This window comes from Mesorhizobium sp. M0195, assembly GCF_040322115.1.
Classification (GTDB): domain Bacteria; phylum Pseudomonadota; class Alphaproteobacteria; order Rhizobiales; family Rhizobiaceae; genus Mesorhizobium.
In genome coordinates, this window is sequence record NZ_JAMYSV010000009.1 from 37,358 (window position 1) to 52,486 (window position 15,129).

Sequence of the window (15,129 nt, forward strand, 5' to 3'; positions counted from 1 at the left end):
TAATGGCACAAGTCACGGTTTCCATCGACGGCAAGCAATATCGGATGGCCTGCGACGAGGGGCAGGAAGAGCATCTGATCGATCTTGCCGAGCGCTTCGACCGCTATGTCTCGCATCTGAAGGATTCTTTTGGCGAGATCGGCGACCAGCGACTGACCGTGATGGCCGGCATCATGGTCATGGACGAGCTTTCGGAACTGCAAAAGCGGGTCAAGGGCATGGAAAGCGAAGTGCTGACGCTGCGCAAGACGCGCGACGATGCACTGACCAAGGCCGACAAGAACGATTCCGTGCTGACCGGGGCGCTCGGCGCGCTGGCCCAGCGCATGGAAGACCTGGCGACGACGCTGGCAGTGAACAAGGCGTAGCGCGGCGCGTCGCCTCATCGACCCGACGCCACTTAACGGCGGAATGGGCAGCATCTGAGCCGAACAATCGGCGGAAATGCCTGCGCGTTTAACCAACCTCCGGTGCTTTTTCGCCAGCGCGGAAATCACTGCTGTATTTCCCGCCTAAGTGACAAAAATTTTTTGAGGCCGGCCACTATCCTAGCGTCAACAGCCACTTGAAGGATGACGCCGCAGTGTTAGAAATGCAAGCAACGCCGGTGGGGCGTTCAATGCCAGCGGCAAGCCAAACAGGTAGGGACACGCCATGAGCCTTCGCATCAACGACATCGCACCGGACTTCACCGCGGAGACCACGCAAGGACCGATCAGCTTCCATGAATGGATCGGCGACGGCTGGGCGGTATTGTTCAGCCATCCGAAGAACTTTACGCCGGTTTGCACGACCGAACTCGGCACGATGGCCGGGCTCGAAGGCGAGTTCAGGAAGCGCAACGTCAAGATCATCGGCATCTCGGTCGATCCCGTCGAAAGCCACGAAAAGTGGCAGAACGATATCAAGATCGCCACCGGCCATTCGCTGAACTACCCGCTGATCGGCGACAAGGATCTCAAGGTCGCCAAGCTTTATGAGATGCTGCCGGCGGGTGCCGGCGAGAGCTCGGAAGGCCGCACGCCGGCGGACAATGCCACGGTGCGTTCGGTCTACGTCATCGGGCCCGACAAGAAGATCAAGCTGGTTCTCACCTATCCGATGACGACGGGCCGCAACTTCGACGAAATCCTGCGCGCCATCGATTCCATGCAGCTGACCGCCAAACACCAGGTGGCGACGCCGGCGAACTGGAAGCAGGGCGAGGACGTCATCATCACCGCTGCCGTCTCCAATGAGGATGCCATCAAGCGCTTCGGTGCCTACGAGACGATCCTGCCATATCTCAGGAAGACCAAGCAGCCTTCCGCCTGAGCAGGCAGGGGCGGCACGGAGAATTTTCGGTTTTCCTGACCCTATGAGCATGAGGTGCTTGACGGCGCTTGGTTGACGGACAACCATGCCTTTCATTTGCCGTGGCAGAGAAAATCCTTCCTGCCGTGGTGAGGGGCGAAGGAGGCTGGGATTGGACGCATTATCGGCCAGGTCGCAGGTCACCGGCTTCTATGACGAGCCGAGCGGGTCCGTCCAGTATGTGGTCGCCGACATGGCGACCCGCAAATGCGCCATCATCGATCCGGTGCTCGACTTCGACGAAAGGTCCGGTGCAACGGCAACGAAGAACGCCGACGCCCTGCTCGACTTCGTCAGGGAAAGCGGGCTGGAGGTCGAGTGGATCCTCGACACGCATCCGCATGCCGATCATTTCTCCGCCGCCCATTATTTGAGGGGGAGAACCGGAGCGCCGACGGCAATCGGCGAAAAGGTCATCGACGTCCAGAAATTGTGGAAGGTGATCTACAACTGGTCGGAATTCTCCGCCGACGGTTCGCAATGGGATAGGCTATTCGCCGACGGCGCAACTTTTTCGGTCGGCGGCCTTCCGGCGAGAGTGCTGTTCTCGCCGGGCCACACACTGGCCTCGATCACTTACGTCATTGGCGACGCCGCCTTCATCCACGACACGTTGTTCATGCCGGATAGCGGCACCGCCAGGACAGACTTTCCGGGCGGCAGTGCCGAGCGGCTCTGGCGTTCGATCGAGGACATCCTGGCGCTGCCGGACGAGACACGTCTGTTCGTCGGTCACGACTACCAGCCGGGCGGTCGCGAAGCGCGGTGGGAAAGCACGGTCGCGGAGCAGAAAGCCAGCAACATCCATGTTGCCGGCGGCAAGACGGAAGCCGACTTCGTCGCGCTCCGCCAAGCCCGCGACAGGACGTTGCCGATGCCGCGGCTGATCCTGCACGCGCTGCAGGTGAACATGAACGGCGGACGCCTGCCGGAACCGGAATCCAACGGACGGCGCTATCTGAAGTTTCCGCTCGATTGCCTGTGAGGAGATGGGTCGCTGGCACTACAGTGCCATCCAAACTGGGGCCGCCTCATCGTTCTGCGACGGTCATCCAAGTTATTGATCGTTATTGATCCTGATTCGATTTTTGCGATGTTTGAATCCGATAGGTCCAGACGGGAAGACGGTGGCGGCAGCCGGATGAGGAGCGGCGCAGAACGCCAGCTAGGTGTTTACTCTGCGTCAGGGTTTTGTTCGGCGGGCTAAATGTTCATACGTGATTTGCCAAGGGTCGCTCTCGGAAGATCTTTCCTCGCCGATCCAATGGAAGTTGTTGGCAGTGATCTCTGTGAAACGCCAACGAGTTTTCAGACCGCGCGAGTCATCGCCGAGCTGGACAATGTCCTTACCCTCGGCTCGGCCGATCTGGCGCGAGTGATCCCGGTTGAGCGGGTCGTTCCATATGATGTGCCAGCCATCGATCCCAGGGTCGAAGATGCGCAGGGTAGTGCCGTACATCGTGGACGGCGCAGGGCGCTTGGGCCTGATCCAAACGTCCTGAATCGCGCGGCCTTCGAGCACCCAGCCAAAATGGCATTCGCCATCCCATTTCTGGATTGTGCCGTCGTCGAGATAGCGGACCGAGTCCATTTCCCAGCTTCCAATTAGCCATCCATAGAGGGCCATGTCTTTTGCACGATCGGCTGGGGGACCTTCGGATCCAAGAGCGGTCAGAAACGGGGAAATCGTCATCGTCATACTGCCTTTCGTTTTCAATAGACGAGCTCAACTGCCCGGCGCAGCCCCGGCGGCTCGTTGTCGCGCCGCCTGCCGCGAGCGCCGGGTTGTGGAATGCCGCGGTCGGCGCCGCAACATTGCCGCCACAGCTTGCAGTCTTGCGGTTTTCAGGGCTTGGGGAAAATTGCGGTAATGCCGCTATCGATGCGATCGTCTGGAGACGCCATGGCAAGGCTACTGAGCAGTTATGGCGGCGGATCGGACATCCGCGAAGGCGCCGCGGAACCGGCAACCCGCTAATGCATGTCGCGCAAAAGTGTGCAGCGGTTTTGCTTAACGACATGCATAAAAACAAGAATCTAAAGCGCGTCGCACAAGGCCGGCCGAACGCGACGCGCTTTAGAAAAAACGGCGGCGCCAGTTACCTGACGCCGCCGTTATTTGTTTCTACCGGAAGGTCTTACGCCGCCGGCTGCGCCTCGATGGTGCGCAGCGCCTGCGTCTGGCGCTTGGCCGCGGCCTTGACCGCGTCCTGCACCTTCTCGAAGGCGCGCACCTCGATCTGGCGCACGCGCTCGCGGCTGATATCGAACTCGGCCGACAGCTCTTCAAGCGTCAACGGCTCATCGGCGAGGCGGCGCGCCTCGAAGATGCGGCGTTCGCGGTCGTTGAGCACGGCAAGAGCGCCCGACAGCATGCCGCGCCGGTTTTCCAGCTCGTCCTGCTCGATCAGCATCTCTTCCTGGCTTTCGTGGTCGTCGACCAGCCAGTCCTGCCATTCGCCGGACTCGCCTTCACTGGCCCGGATGGGCGCATTGAGCGAGGCGTCGCCCGACAGACGGCGGTTCATCGACACGACTTCCGCTTCCGAGACGTTCAGCCGGGTGGCAATCTCGGTGATCTGGTCGGGCTTCAAATCGCCTTCGTCGAGCGCCTGGATCTTGCCCTTCACCTTGCGCAGGTTGAAGAACAGGCGCTTCTGGTTGGCGGTGGTGCCCATCTTGACCAGGCTCCACGAGCGCAGGATGTATTCCTGGATAGAGGCCTTGATCCACCACATCGCATAGGTGGCGAGACGGAAACCGCGCTCCGGTTCGAATTTCTTGACGGCCTGCATCAGGCCGACATTGCCTTCCGAGATCACCTCACCGATCGGCAGGCCATAGCCGCGATAGCCCATGGCGATCTTGGCGACGAGCCGAAGGTGGCTGGTGACGAGCTTGTGCGCAGCCGTGGTGTCCTCATGCTCGGCATAGCGCTTGGCGAGCATGTACTCTTCCTGCGGCTGAAGCATCGGAAAGCGGCGGATTTCTTCCAGGTAGCGGCTGAGACCGCCTTCGCCGGAAACGATACTGGGTAATGACTGGGCCATGATAGCGCCCCCTCTCTATTGGAGTGATGCCCCCGAAACGCGGCGGGCATGTGGCGCGAATGCCAAAGGCACATTCGCGCCAACCGACATATATAGGAACAAAACCAGAAAGACAGGCATTTGTTCAACACGAAACAGTGTGTCACGTTGAAGTGAACAGCGCCGGTCAGGTTTTCAGGTGGTTGGTTCAGAGCTTGCGGAAGCCGTCGACAAGTTCCTCCATGTCCCACGGTATCGGTGCTTCGAACCTCATCGTTAGATGGGTATCCGGATGCCGAAATGCAAGGAGGCGGGCGTGCAAAGCTTGTCGCGGAAACGCTTTTACCTTGCTTCTTAGCGGCTCGGGCAACCGATTGGCCTTGGTGCGGAAAGCCTGGCCGTATTCGGGGTCGCCAATCACCGGATGGCCGATATGGGCCATGTGGACGCGTATCTGGTGAGTGCGACCGGTTTCCAGCCGGCATTCGACCAGGCTCGCCGTGGCGAATTCCTGCTGCTGCTCGCCAAAGCGCTCGACAACGGTGAAATGCGTGACGGCGTGGCGGGCATCGTCGCGGCCTTGCGGCACCACGGCGCGGCGTACCCGGTCGGCGGCGCGGCCGAGCGGCGCGTCGACCGTCCCGGTCGGCCTTGCCGGTATGCCCCAGACCAACGCCAGATACGCGCGCTCGAGATCGCCGGTCAGGCCGTGGTCGGCAAAGGCCTCCGACAACGCCTTGTGGGCGCGATCGGTCTTGGCGACGACCATGACGCCACTGGTCTCCTTGTCGAGGCGGTGGACGATGCCCGGCCGTCTCACCCCGCCGATGCCCGACAGGCTATCACCGCAATGATGGATCAGCGCGTTGACCAGCGTGCCGGTCCAGTTGCCGGCGCCGGGATGCACGACCAGCCCGGCCGGCTTGTTGATGACGATCAGCTCGCTGTCCTCGTAGAGGACGTCCAGCGCAATATCTTCGCCTTGCGGCTCCGCCGGTTCCGGCTCCGGCATGTCGACCGACACGCTGTCACCTTGTGCCATCTTGCGCTTCGTTTCGTCGACCTGCCTGCCGCCGATCCTGACGGCGCCCTGCTTTATCAGCATCTGTACCCGGCTGCGCGACATGTCGGGGCCGAGCCTGGCCGCCAGCCATTGGTCGAGCCGCTGGCCGGCCGCATCAGCGCCCGCCTCCAGGACGATCGGTCCGGCCCCTATTAATTGTCTGACCTCTTCGTTATGAGCGCTCATCGAAAACAGTTCCGGAATCTGCTGCCATGGCCCGGCCGCTTGCCGACGAAGACGAGGAAAAGCCGCTCGACCCCGAGGTCGAAAAGGTGCGGAGGAAGCTCGTCCGCTTCGTCGCCATCAATCTCGGCCTGCTGTTCCTCGCCCTTATGGTGGTGATCGCAGCACTTGTCTACAAAGCGCGCAACGCGCCGCCTACCGCCCCTCCGCTAAGCAGCGACATCCAGGTGCCGATCGGCGAAACGGTCAACGGCGACATCGTGCTGCCGGTCGGCGCCAGGGTGATCAGCCAATCGCTCTCCGGCAATCACCTGTCGATCGACGCCGAGCTGCCCGACGGCAGCCGCGCCATCTTCGTTTATGACATCACCGAGCGCCGCATCGTCGGGCGTTTTTCGATCAGGAACAAATGACCGGTTTTGCCGAACACCGCAGCATTGCCACGGTCGCGCTTGTCGTCGCAAATTATGACGAGGCGATCTCGTGGTATGTCGACCAACTGGGTTTTGTCCTCACCGAAGATGTCGATCTCGGCGGCGGCAAACGCTGGGTCACGATCACGCCGCGCAAAGGGCAGGGCGCGCGGCTGCTTCTCGCCGAAGCATCCGGCGATGCGCAAAGGCACGCCGTCGGCAACCAGACCGGCGGGCGGGTCTTTTTGTTCCTCGAAACCGACGATTTTGCCCGCGACCATGCGCTGATGCTCGAAAAAGGCGTCGAGTTCCGCGAAGCGCCACGCCATGAGGCTTATGGCACGGTCGCGGTCTTCGCCGACCTTTATGGAAATCTCTGGGACCTGATCGAGCCAAAACGATAGGCTTGCAGCGGATTTTTCGTCTGTGCGAGCAGTGGCCCTGAGCCTAGTTGCTTTTTCCCAGCCGTCAGCCTATATCGCCGGTTCTTGAACGCGCCCATCGTCTAGCGGTCAGGACACCGCCCTCTCACGGCGGGAACAGGGGTTCGATTCCCCTTGGGCGTACCAAGTCTCTCCAAGCTCTCGGCAAACCATCAATCCGATCCATCGCCTTAGGTCGCGGCGGATTTGGCTCATTGCCGCTTCTGACGCAGCGGAGCCGATTGCATTAGTATTGCATCATGGGTCTTGCGGCACAGAATTAGCGGCGCGCAGAACGTCGCGCTGAACAGGGCAGTCGATGCCACGCGGGGAGGAGCCAGATATAGAAACTACAATCGCCAGGCGTCCATCACGCTGGTCGGCACTGCCTGGAGCCGACCTGAGCTACAGCGGCCGGCGGCGGATCGTTTTGGCGAGCTCGGCGAAGGCGCCTCTCCCTTGAAGGGTGGATGCCGGGAATACTCGGCCCTTAGCACCGGCCAGCGAAGCTGCGCGCGACGCGCATGGCTGGGCTCTAAACGCGCCATACTCCAGTTGCAGTATCGTAGTTTCTTTGCCGTTCGAACTTCTCTCATGGTTTCGCACGATACCAAGATGTGCTGCGAACGACACATCCACGGCGCGCTCAACCATTCGATCTATTCCGGCAAGCCGAAAAGTGTTTGCGCGCCTGCTATTCCTCCGAGCGGATGACTGCCCATGGCGATCATCGGCTCGGTAGTTTCTGCCTCGAACACTGTCGACGCGAGCACCGTCCGTCCCAACGGCTTGCACAGCCCTTCGATGCGGCTGACAAGATTTACAGCCTTGCCGATCGCGGTGAAGTCCAACCTGCCGGCAGTGCCGATATTCCCCCAGAGTATCTCGCCGACATGCAGGCCAATGCCATATCCGAGCTCGGGGCCGCCATTGCGGCGCCGAGTTTGGTTGAGATGATCTATCCCGGCGCGCGTGGCCTTCACGGCGCGTATCGCAGCGTCACATGCGGCATTTGCATCGCGCTCGCCAATCGGGAAAATCGCGAGGACGCCATCACCTATAAACTTGAGAACCTCACCACCAAATGCGTGCACCGCGCCGGCGACGCAATCGAACCAGGCATCAAGTACCAATACGATCTCGTCTGCATCATGAACCTCGGATAGATCGGTGAAACCTCGAAGGTCCGCGCACAGAAGCGCAGCCCGTATCGTCTCTCCCTTTACTCGACGCGAATGACCGTTGAGCACATGTGCTGCACTGCGCTTTCCCAAATATGCTTCGAGCAATGCGCGTTTCGCGGACCGTTCTGCGAGTGCGGTCATCGGAGCCGCAGCAAACCGGGAGATTTGCCGCAGCAGCTCTGACTGCGCCTCATCCGGAGTATGATCGAAGGCCCACACCAAAGTCGGTGCGACACCGCCCGCTCGCTCGTCGAACATGATCGCCCGCGTCGTGCCAAGCCACTCCCGCAGCACGAGCCGGGGATCGGCATTCTGACGGTCGGCGCCTATTCCCAAAGCCTCGACCACTTCACCCCCAGGCGCTCGCCAGAGCCAGATACGGCGTGAAATGATTGGGTCGGGAGCATCCTGCGCCAGCGCGCCGGCGATGATCGGCAAGCCGTCTTCCATCAAATGCGTTGAGAGCTGCAATAGAAGTCGCCCACCGTCGCCAATATGCGCGGCGTCGTCCAGAAGGAATGAAAGCGACTTTGCGAGAAGCATCGGTAGAAGGTCACTCGGCACCGGCTTATGCTTACGCCTCGAACATCTTCTTGCAACTCCCCATATTCGCTTAAATAGCACGGTATTCGATGCGGATGTGACCTGGAGTGAGCTATGGCGGAATCGGTTTACACAGAGATTGAGGTCGCCGCGCCACAAGCGACCGTGTTCGCGCTTTTGACGGATCCGGACCAGATCGTGCGATGGATCGGGACCGAAGCGAATTTGGATGCAACGCCGGGCGGTCTGTTCCTCGTCAATGTCGGTGGTCGCCATATGGCGCGCGGTGAGTTCACCGAGGTGATCCCGGTCCACCGTCTTGCCTACAGTTTTGGCTGGGAAGACAACGAGACCGTGCCGCCCGGCTCCAGTCATGTCGAGATCGACCTGATCGCGAGGGATGCGGGGACACTGATCCGCTTCACGCACAGCGGACTGCCGAACGCAAAGGAGCGTGACAGCCACCGAAGGGGATGGGAGCACTACCTCTCAAGGCTGAAGATCACTGCCGATGGGGGACATGTCGGCCCCGACGTGCCGATGAAGAATATGTGATTTCATCTAAGGGCCGCGGATGCCCGTAATCCGAACCAGGCGCGGCATGCGTCAACGAGGCCCCTTTGACCTGCAGTCGCCAAACCGGCCGCTCGGGAAACCCAGCGACCTGCGGGCCGCCGCACCATTACAGCTGCCGGCGACGGATCGTTTCAGCGAGCTCGGCGAAGGCGTCCGCGATCCCGGTGCTGCTCTTGGCGCCTGCGTGGAGTTCTTAAAACTCAGCGCTTCTGGCGCAACGCCTCGGATTGAATTAGCATCCGTTCATCAAAGCTCCGGCCGAACTCCTGCAGGATGCGGAATGCGGAGCGCAGGCGCGCGAGGCCGGGCGCGGTCACATGCCGGGCGCCGATCCAAGCGCGACTGGGCATCCGAACTTCCGTTCGGCGGCAAGACGGCGTGGCCGGGAGGAGTCAGATGCAGAAGCTGCAGTCACAAGGCGTTCATCACATCACGCTGGTCGGCGCCGGGCGTCAGACCTCGATCGATTTCTGGGAGGGCGTGCTCGGCATGCCTTTCATCTTCGAGCAGCCCAACCTCGACAAAGCCACCGAAAGCCATCTCTATTTCGATCCGGGCGATGGCCGGCTGATCACCGTCTTCACCGACGAGAGCCGCACGCCGGAGAAACGGCGCACGCCGACCGATACGGGCTGCGTGCATCACATCGCGTTTGCGGTGTCGCGCGTCACCTTCCTGCAGGCGGTCGCCCGGCTCGACGAGCGCGGCATCAAGCACAGTGGCGTCAAGGATCGCGGCTTCATGGACTCGATCTATTTCGAGGATCCGCTCGGCCTGCTGATCGAGCTCGCCTCCTACCGCTTCGAGCCGCCGGCCGGCTTCAGCCATGCCGACGTGCTGATGCAGGCGCACAAGCTGCGTGTCGCGCGCGGCGACTACAACATCGCCGAAGTGCACCTTGCCGATGCGATCCAGGCGCTGGTCGAGCGTTCGCGCACGACCTTGTCGGAGGATCGCGCACCGAAAAATCCGTACTGACGGCACGCCGAACAAAGGGAGGATATAATGGCAAAGACAGCAACCATGAGTGCAAAGAAGCCCGCGGCCAAGGCAGCCAGGCCAGGAGCGAAGCCGGCGGCCAAAGCCGCCGCCAAGTCAGCGGCGAAAGTGGCAAAGCCGGCGACGAAAGTCTCCACCAAAAAGACCGCGAAGGCCAAGGCGAAACCGGCGAAAAAGCCGGCGCTCACGCTCAGCATGCTGAAGCCGAGCGTCAACAATATGAGCGTTCGGGTGTTTGCACGCGCCGCCGGGCTCGACCATTCCGAGACCGACGTATGGGGCCTCACGCGCTCGCCCGAATACATGGCGCGAAACCCGGCCCATTTGACGCCGATGATCGAGGACAAGGGCCTGCCGAGAGGTGTCTTGTGGGAAAGCTGCGCCATCATGCAGTACCTCGCCAACAAGCACGGCCTGGAGAAACTATATCCCAAGGCGCCGGCCAAGCGGGCAATGATCGACAGTGCCATGTTCTACCTGATCGGGACGCTCTACCCCTATGTGGCGCGCGCCACCTATCCTGCACTGAATTTCCCGCAATATGCCGGCGAGGTCGGGCACAGCGACGCTCATCCCGACAAGAAGTCGGAAGCCCAGAAGGCCGCTATAGAAGCGATAGCCGAGCCGCTGGAGGTGTTTCACTCCTTCTTCAGGAACGGCAAGCCGTTCATCGGCGGCAAGGACCCGTCGATCGCCGACATCCGTCTGGCGGCGACGCTCGAGTTCCTCGCCGTCATCGACTATGCGTTGCCCCAATGGGCAAAAGACTATATGGCGGCGATCGAGAAGAAGCTCGGCAAGGCCTATGCCGAGCCGGCCGGCGACGTGCGCGGCTATATCGCCTATGTGAGGTCGCAGGCCAACGCCTGAGGCACATGCCAATAGCGGTCGTCCGCACGTCTGCAGGAGCCGGTAATGAATTGGGGATTTTTTTAATCTCCCCTGTTTGCACGATGTGGGGAGCTTAAGGTTTCGTTAACCTAAACCCTTTCTACTGAATCCACCTCCAGCCCGCGACCACGGATGTACTGGCGCGGATGGGAAGCAAAGGTCGGCTGCGCGCCGGCCTTTTGCTTATTTCAGCCCCTGCCGAAGTTGCGCCAGACGGCGTTTCACGACGCCTGCATGGCTGATGAAACGCGTCGCCGCCATCTTGTCATCGCCGCCGTCGGCCCTACCATCGAAGTTCGTCCCGTCCTCGAGGGCGGTTCAAGGACAGAGGCCCTGCCATGAAAAGCATTGCTGGAATGATCGTGATTGCAGGCGCCATGCTGGTGGGCGCAACCGGTCAATCGAATGCAGCGACGCTCAACACCATGCCCGAGGTCGGGGCTGCCATCCAGGCGTGCTGGACCCCTCCGGCGAATGCCGGGAATTCCACCGTCACCCTGAGCTTCAGCTTCAGGCGCGATGGCACGCTGATCGGCCGGCCCAAGCCGACCGCCATCCGCGTCGCCGGCGAGGAGAAGGCGCGCCAAGCTTTTGTCGACGCGGCGGTCGCGGCCGTGGACCATTGCCTGCCGTTGAGCTTTTCACCGGCGCTGGCTCAAGGCATCCCGGGCAAGGTGTTCACTCTGCAATTCAACTCGCCCAAACAAGAACAGGCTGCACCGCGAGTGAAGGCTTCGCCTTGATCTTTTCCAAAAACCGGATTCCACTTTTCGGGATCTAGTGGCGGCTTCGTCTGGCCTCGACATGTCGCGCCAGTTCCGGCATCTCGAAGACATAGTCGCTCCAGGCCGATTCCGGAATCTGGCCGGCGAGATAGCACTCCAGCAAAAGCCTCTGCTCGTGATCGAGTGGCCTTGGTGCGCGTTCATGGTCCAGCCCAAGTGAATGGAACAGATTCCTGGTCAGCCCCGCGACAGTGAAGTGGATCGACATCTTCGGTCTCCTCCTTTGGCCGCTCAACGCCGAACCTGGGGCTAAGGTTTCAGCAACGGCCGGCCGGCAACGCCGGATTGATCGCGGTGCGGAACCAGCCGCGCGCTTCAAATTTCGCCTTGGCGGGCGTCGTTGCTGCCGGTTCGTCTCAATCTTGAAATAAAAATGTAATATTGAATTCACGCGAGTGGATTTACTACACTAGAACTGAAGTCTCCGATGGTGTTGTGGTCTACTTCAATTAGGTATAACTGATTTAGCCAGCACTTATCCATAGTCGACAAAGAAATCCTGTTCTCGGTGCAACAAGGACAATGGTCGTTCCAATGACACGCTTCTGGTTCCTCACGATTCTGATGCTGGTGTCGGCAATAGCCATTGCGCTCGGGACATCCTTCTCCTACGCGGATAGCTGCGGTGCTATCAGGAGCCAATTGTTTTCGGCGGGGCGCAGCGGCGGGACCAGCCCCGAGCTTGCCCGACTGCGCCGGCAACTCGCCGCGCTTCAAAAGCTGGAGAGACAACGCCGATGCACGGCAAAAACGGCCGGCTTCTTCTTCAACCCCTGCGCCGACCTGGTCGCCAGCAAGGCGGAGGTGCAACGCCAGATCGCCAGACTGTCGAATTCGGGCAGGGACACGTCCGGATTGAAGGCCAGGTTTGTCGCGCTGGGCTGCGCCGCCCCCGCTGCCAAGAAACAGCCGGCGCAGCAGCGCACAGCACCCAAACCCCAGTTCGCAGGCACAATAATGGGCGGCAATCGGATGCTGTTTTGCGTTCGCTTGTCGGACGGATATTTCTTCCCCGCGCCAAAATCGCAGTTCGCCAAGAGCGACGATCTGAAGGAAACGGTCGATCAGTGCCGCTATATCTGCGACGATGCCGGCGTCGACCTCTACACGCTGAGCGACGCCACTCGCGAGACTGAAGAGATGGTCGCGCTCCAGTCGGGAAAACCCTATGTGGAGCTACCTGCCGCGTTCCGGTACCGCGACGACGCGAACTTCAAGGCCTGCGACGTCAAGCGCTATTATCGGCGCGTCGCCGAACTCAGGGCACGAACCGTGACACCGGCCAACATGACCAACGCCATCATTCCCTTGCCGACGGCAAAGCCGGATTTTGGCATCGTCGCGGAAATTCCTGAATCCGGGATCGAAACCGCCGGTGCCGTTCCCGCAGAGGCAAAAACGCCTGTTGCCGAGGTGCAGGGCGCCGCCCAGCATCAGCCGATCGAAACGGCGATCGGCGCGCGGCCGGTGAGAGTGGTCGGGCCGGCCTTTTTCCCGGCGGACTGATTCAGGCGGGCGATGTTCCGAGACGGCGAACTTTTGACCGGATAGCCGCTTCGAGGCGTAGGGCCGTCGACCGACGTCGGCTGGTTATTCGCAGACCATGCGGGCACGTTTGCCGGGCTCGCTGACGTTCCTGCAAGTTAGCGCCTTCGTCGGCTCCGGCGACAGCACGGGTGGGTTGTTGGTGGCCCTCCTCCGTGGCGCTGCAACGGAAGCTGCATTCCTGCGCATCGCCGGCCTTTTCGTCGTTTGCGGCGCCACTGGAAAGACGTCGGTCTCCAGTTGCGACTGTTCGGCTTGCGCCTGCGGCGAAGGCCGGTCCCAGAACCGGCGAACATCGAGCGGCTTGGGAATGATCACGGTGCCGTCATAGCTGCGAGCGCAGCCGCTTCCCAGAGGCAGCGCCAGGCACAGGAAGACAGGCAGAATCCGTCGAGACATCAGCAATACCCCTGCAAGCTTATAACGCCGCTTCGGCCTAACCGACAACCGGCGGAATAGGGCGAAGGGAGTAGATACCGTGAAGTAGAAGTCGTCGCGCTTCCCGTCGAAGGCCTTGCTCGAAGATCGAGCGCCGAGTCGGGCGCGAATGGGGATCCAGCGCGAGTTAGAAACTTGCGATTCGTCAACGCTTCCAGCGTAAGGCCATGGTGCGATCGCACCATACCAAAGCCGCGCTCAGTGGCGACAATGGGATGTTCGAAGTTCCGCTCCTCCAGTTACGGGCGGGAGCAGCGACCGCCGGCAAGAAACAGGGTCAGATTTACCCCAACGGACCTGTTTCGGCGATGGCGCGGCCATGACACGTTCTGGCTGCATGCAACGCGCTCCCGTCCGGTTTTTTTCTTTTAAAGCCGGTGGCTGCGATCGCCGAGCCGACGATGCCGGCCGGAAATCACGCAAGCTGCTGATTCCAGCGGCAAACCGCGGCCCATGCCGACAAAGCCCGCGGCCGCTCCTTCTTAACCCGGCTGGACGACGTTACCGGAGCGACATGAAACTGTCATGCGACTGTAATAATCGGGGGCTATTGGCCTCAGCGGGCGCCGGAGGAATGGCGCCGAGAGACCATATTCCGAACAGGAGCAGGCCACATGAGACATTTCATCCGCTCGGCGGCCGTTGCGATTGCAATGGCGGCGACGACCACCCTCACCCTGTCCGCCGCGCTCGCCGCGGACATCTCCGGCGCCGGCGCCACCTTCCCCTACCCGATCTATGCGAAGTGGGCCGACACCTACAAGAAAGACACCGGCGTTGGCCTCAACTACCAGTCGATCGGTTCCGGCGGCGGCATCAAGCAGATCAAGGCCAAGACCGTTACCTTCGGCGCTTCGGATGCGCCGCTCAAGGGCGACGAGCTTGAAGCGTCCGGACTGGCTCAGTTCCCGATGGTGATGGGCGGCATCGTTCCGGTCGTCAACCTCGAAGGCCTCAAGCCGGGCGAGTTGGTTCTCGACGGCCCGACGCTGGCCGACATCTTCCTCGGCAAGATCACGAGCTGGGATGACGAGGCGATCAAGAAGCTCAATCCCGACGTCAAGCTGCCTTCGCAGGCGATCGCGGTCGTTCACCGTTCCGATGGTTCGGGCACGACGTTCAACTTCACATACTACCTCGGCGACGTCAGCGCGGACTGGAAAGAAAAGGTCGGCGTCGACAAGGCCGTGGAATGGCCGGTCGGCATCGGCGCCAAAGGCAATGAGGGCGTTGCCAACAACGTCTCCCAGACCGGCGGCGCGATCGGTTATGTCGAATACGCCTACGCCAAGCAGAACAAGCTCACCCACACCGACATGATCAACAAGGACGGCAAGAAGGTCGAGCCCACCGCAGCCGCGTTCTCGGCGGCAGCGGCCAATGCCGACTGGAGCTCGCAGCCGGGCTATGGGGTGATCCTCGCCAATGAGCCGGGCGCCGAGTCCTGGCCGATGACGGCGGCGACGTGGATCCTCCTGTATAAGAAGCCGGACGACGCCGCGACCACCGGCGAAGCGCTCAAATTCTTCGCCTGGGCGTATGACAAGGGCGACGAGATGGCCGGCGAGCTGGACTACGTTCCGATGCCCGACAAGGTGGTTGAGAGCGTCAAGGCCATGTGGGCCAAGGAAGTCGTCGGCGACGATGGCAAGCCGCTCTACTCGGCTATGTAATCTCCTCCAGGGAGGGCGTCGACGGCGCCCTC

The 15,129-nt window shown here is 61.3% G+C and carries 17 protein-coding genes and 1 tRNA gene; 12 read left to right on the top strand and 6 right to left on the bottom strand.

Going from position 1 to position 15,129, the window contains the following annotated elements; translation table 11 throughout:
* Positions 1 to 2 precede the first annotated feature (2 nt).
* The 3 genes from NKJ12_RS18575 (at position 3) to NKJ12_RS18585 (ending at position 2,338) form a co-directional block, all read left to right on the top strand.
* Positions 3 to 368, top strand: coding sequence for a cell division protein ZapA (locus NKJ12_RS18575; protein ID WP_254816554.1), 366 nt, complete (start codon positions 3 to 5; stop codon positions 366 to 368).
* Between the two features lie 286 nt (positions 369 to 654).
* Entirely contained in the window at positions 655 to 1,314 is a 660-nt protein-coding gene (locus tag NKJ12_RS18580; RefSeq protein ID WP_254816555.1) for a peroxiredoxin, read from the top strand.
* A gap of 151 nt (positions 1,315 to 1,465) precedes the next feature.
* Positions 1,466 to 2,338 carry an MBL fold metallo-hydrolase gene (locus tag NKJ12_RS18585; protein ID WP_352704319.1) on the top strand — a complete coding sequence of 291 codons (873 nt, stop codon included), beginning with the start codon at positions 1,466 to 1,468 and terminating at the stop codon, positions 2,336 to 2,338.
* Between the two features lie 198 nt (positions 2,339 to 2,536).
* On the opposite strand, the gene NKJ12_RS18590 is transcribed toward NKJ12_RS18585, so the two are convergent.
* The 3 genes from NKJ12_RS18590 to NKJ12_RS18600 all read right to left on the bottom strand — a co-directional run bounded on the left by NKJ12_RS18590 (position 2,537) and on the right by NKJ12_RS18600 (position 5,631).
* The gene (locus NKJ12_RS18590) at positions 2,537 to 3,052 is read right to left on the bottom strand and encodes a hypothetical protein (RefSeq protein ID WP_352704321.1); all 516 of its coding nucleotides are present in this window, start codon (positions 3,050 to 3,052) and stop codon (positions 2,537 to 2,539) included.
* 439 nt (positions 3,053 to 3,491) lie between these two features.
* Entirely contained in the window at positions 3,492 to 4,403 is a 912-nt protein-coding gene (gene rpoH, locus NKJ12_RS18595; protein ID WP_023678514.1) for an RNA polymerase sigma factor RpoH, read from the bottom strand.
* 187 nt (positions 4,404 to 4,590) lie between these two features.
* Positions 4,591 to 5,631 carry an RluA family pseudouridine synthase gene (locus NKJ12_RS18600; protein ID WP_352634141.1) on the bottom strand — a complete coding sequence of 347 codons (1,041 nt, stop codon included), beginning with the start codon at positions 5,629 to 5,631 and terminating at the stop codon, positions 4,591 to 4,593.
* A gap of 26 nt (positions 5,632 to 5,657) precedes the next feature.
* Here NKJ12_RS18600 and NKJ12_RS18605 point away from each other — a divergent pair, with 26 nt between their 5' ends.
* From NKJ12_RS18605 to NKJ12_RS18615, 3 genes are all read left to right on the top strand, one after another.
* Positions 5,658 to 6,041 (top strand): fimbrial protein, encoded by a 384-nt coding sequence (locus tag NKJ12_RS18605; protein ID WP_352634139.1) that lies wholly within the window; start codon positions 5,658 to 5,660, stop codon positions 6,039 to 6,041.
* Positions 6,038 to 6,445 carry a VOC family protein gene (locus NKJ12_RS18610; RefSeq protein WP_352704323.1) on the top strand — a complete coding sequence of 136 codons (408 nt, stop codon included), beginning with the start codon at positions 6,038 to 6,040 and terminating at the stop codon, positions 6,443 to 6,445. Before NKJ12_RS18605 ends, NKJ12_RS18610 begins: the two co-directional genes overlap by 4 nt.
* A 90-nt stretch (positions 6,446 to 6,535) precedes the next feature.
* Positions 6,536 to 6,610, top strand: a tRNA-Glu gene (locus tag NKJ12_RS18615).
* 512 nt (positions 6,611 to 7,122) lie between these two features.
* On the opposite strand, the gene NKJ12_RS18620 is transcribed toward NKJ12_RS18615, so the two are convergent.
* Positions 7,123 to 8,190: an adenylate/guanylate cyclase domain-containing protein gene (locus NKJ12_RS18620; protein ID WP_352704325.1), complete on the bottom strand. Its 1,068-nt coding sequence runs from the start codon at positions 8,188 to 8,190 to the stop codon at positions 7,123 to 7,125.
* A 114-nt stretch (positions 8,191 to 8,304) separates the two neighbouring features.
* Between NKJ12_RS18620 and NKJ12_RS18625 the strand changes: the two genes are divergently transcribed.
* The 4 genes from NKJ12_RS18625 to tolA all read left to right on the top strand — a co-directional run bounded on the left by NKJ12_RS18625 (position 8,305) and on the right by tolA (position 11,399).
* Positions 8,305 to 8,745, top strand: a complete 441-nt coding sequence (locus NKJ12_RS18625) for an SRPBCC family protein (protein ID WP_352687306.1) — start codon at positions 8,305 to 8,307, stop codon at positions 8,743 to 8,745.
* A 417-nt stretch (positions 8,746 to 9,162) separates the two neighbouring features.
* Positions 9,163 to 9,744 carry a VOC family protein gene (locus tag NKJ12_RS18630; protein WP_352687308.1) on the top strand — a complete coding sequence of 194 codons (582 nt, stop codon included), beginning with the start codon at positions 9,163 to 9,165 and terminating at the stop codon, positions 9,742 to 9,744.
* 27 nt (positions 9,745 to 9,771) lie between these two features.
* The gene (locus NKJ12_RS18635; RefSeq protein ID WP_352687310.1) at positions 9,772 to 10,635 is read left to right on the top strand and encodes a glutathione S-transferase family protein; all 864 of its coding nucleotides are present in this window, start codon (positions 9,772 to 9,774) and stop codon (positions 10,633 to 10,635) included.
* Between the two features lie 377 nt (positions 10,636 to 11,012).
* On the top strand, positions 11,013 to 11,399 hold the full coding sequence (gene tolA, locus NKJ12_RS18640) for a cell envelope integrity protein TolA (protein ID WP_352704433.1): 387 nt from the start codon (positions 11,013 to 11,015) through the stop codon (positions 11,397 to 11,399).
* 34 nt (positions 11,400 to 11,433) lie between these two features.
* Here tolA and NKJ12_RS18645 read toward each other — a convergent pair whose 3' ends face one another.
* Positions 11,434 to 11,649, bottom strand: a complete 216-nt coding sequence (locus NKJ12_RS18645) for a hypothetical protein (protein WP_254816566.1) — start codon at positions 11,647 to 11,649, stop codon at positions 11,434 to 11,436.
* Between the two features lie 326 nt (positions 11,650 to 11,975).
* Here NKJ12_RS18645 and NKJ12_RS18650 point away from each other — a divergent pair, with 326 nt between their 5' ends.
* Positions 11,976 to 12,947, top strand: coding sequence for a DUF2865 domain-containing protein (locus NKJ12_RS18650; RefSeq protein ID WP_352687312.1), 972 nt, complete (start codon positions 11,976 to 11,978; stop codon positions 12,945 to 12,947).
* An 84-nt stretch (positions 12,948 to 13,031) separates the two neighbouring features.
* Here NKJ12_RS18650 and NKJ12_RS18655 read toward each other — a convergent pair whose 3' ends face one another.
* Positions 13,032 to 13,385, bottom strand: coding sequence for a hypothetical protein (locus NKJ12_RS18655; RefSeq protein WP_254816568.1), 354 nt, complete (start codon positions 13,383 to 13,385; stop codon positions 13,032 to 13,034).
* A gap of 653 nt (positions 13,386 to 14,038) precedes the next feature.
* Here NKJ12_RS18655 and pstS point away from each other — a divergent pair.
* The gene (gene pstS / locus NKJ12_RS18660) at positions 14,039 to 15,097 is read left to right on the top strand and encodes a phosphate ABC transporter substrate-binding protein PstS (protein WP_352704327.1); all 1,059 of its coding nucleotides are present in this window, start codon (positions 14,039 to 14,041) and stop codon (positions 15,095 to 15,097) included.
* Positions 15,098 to 15,129 lie beyond the last annotated feature (32 nt).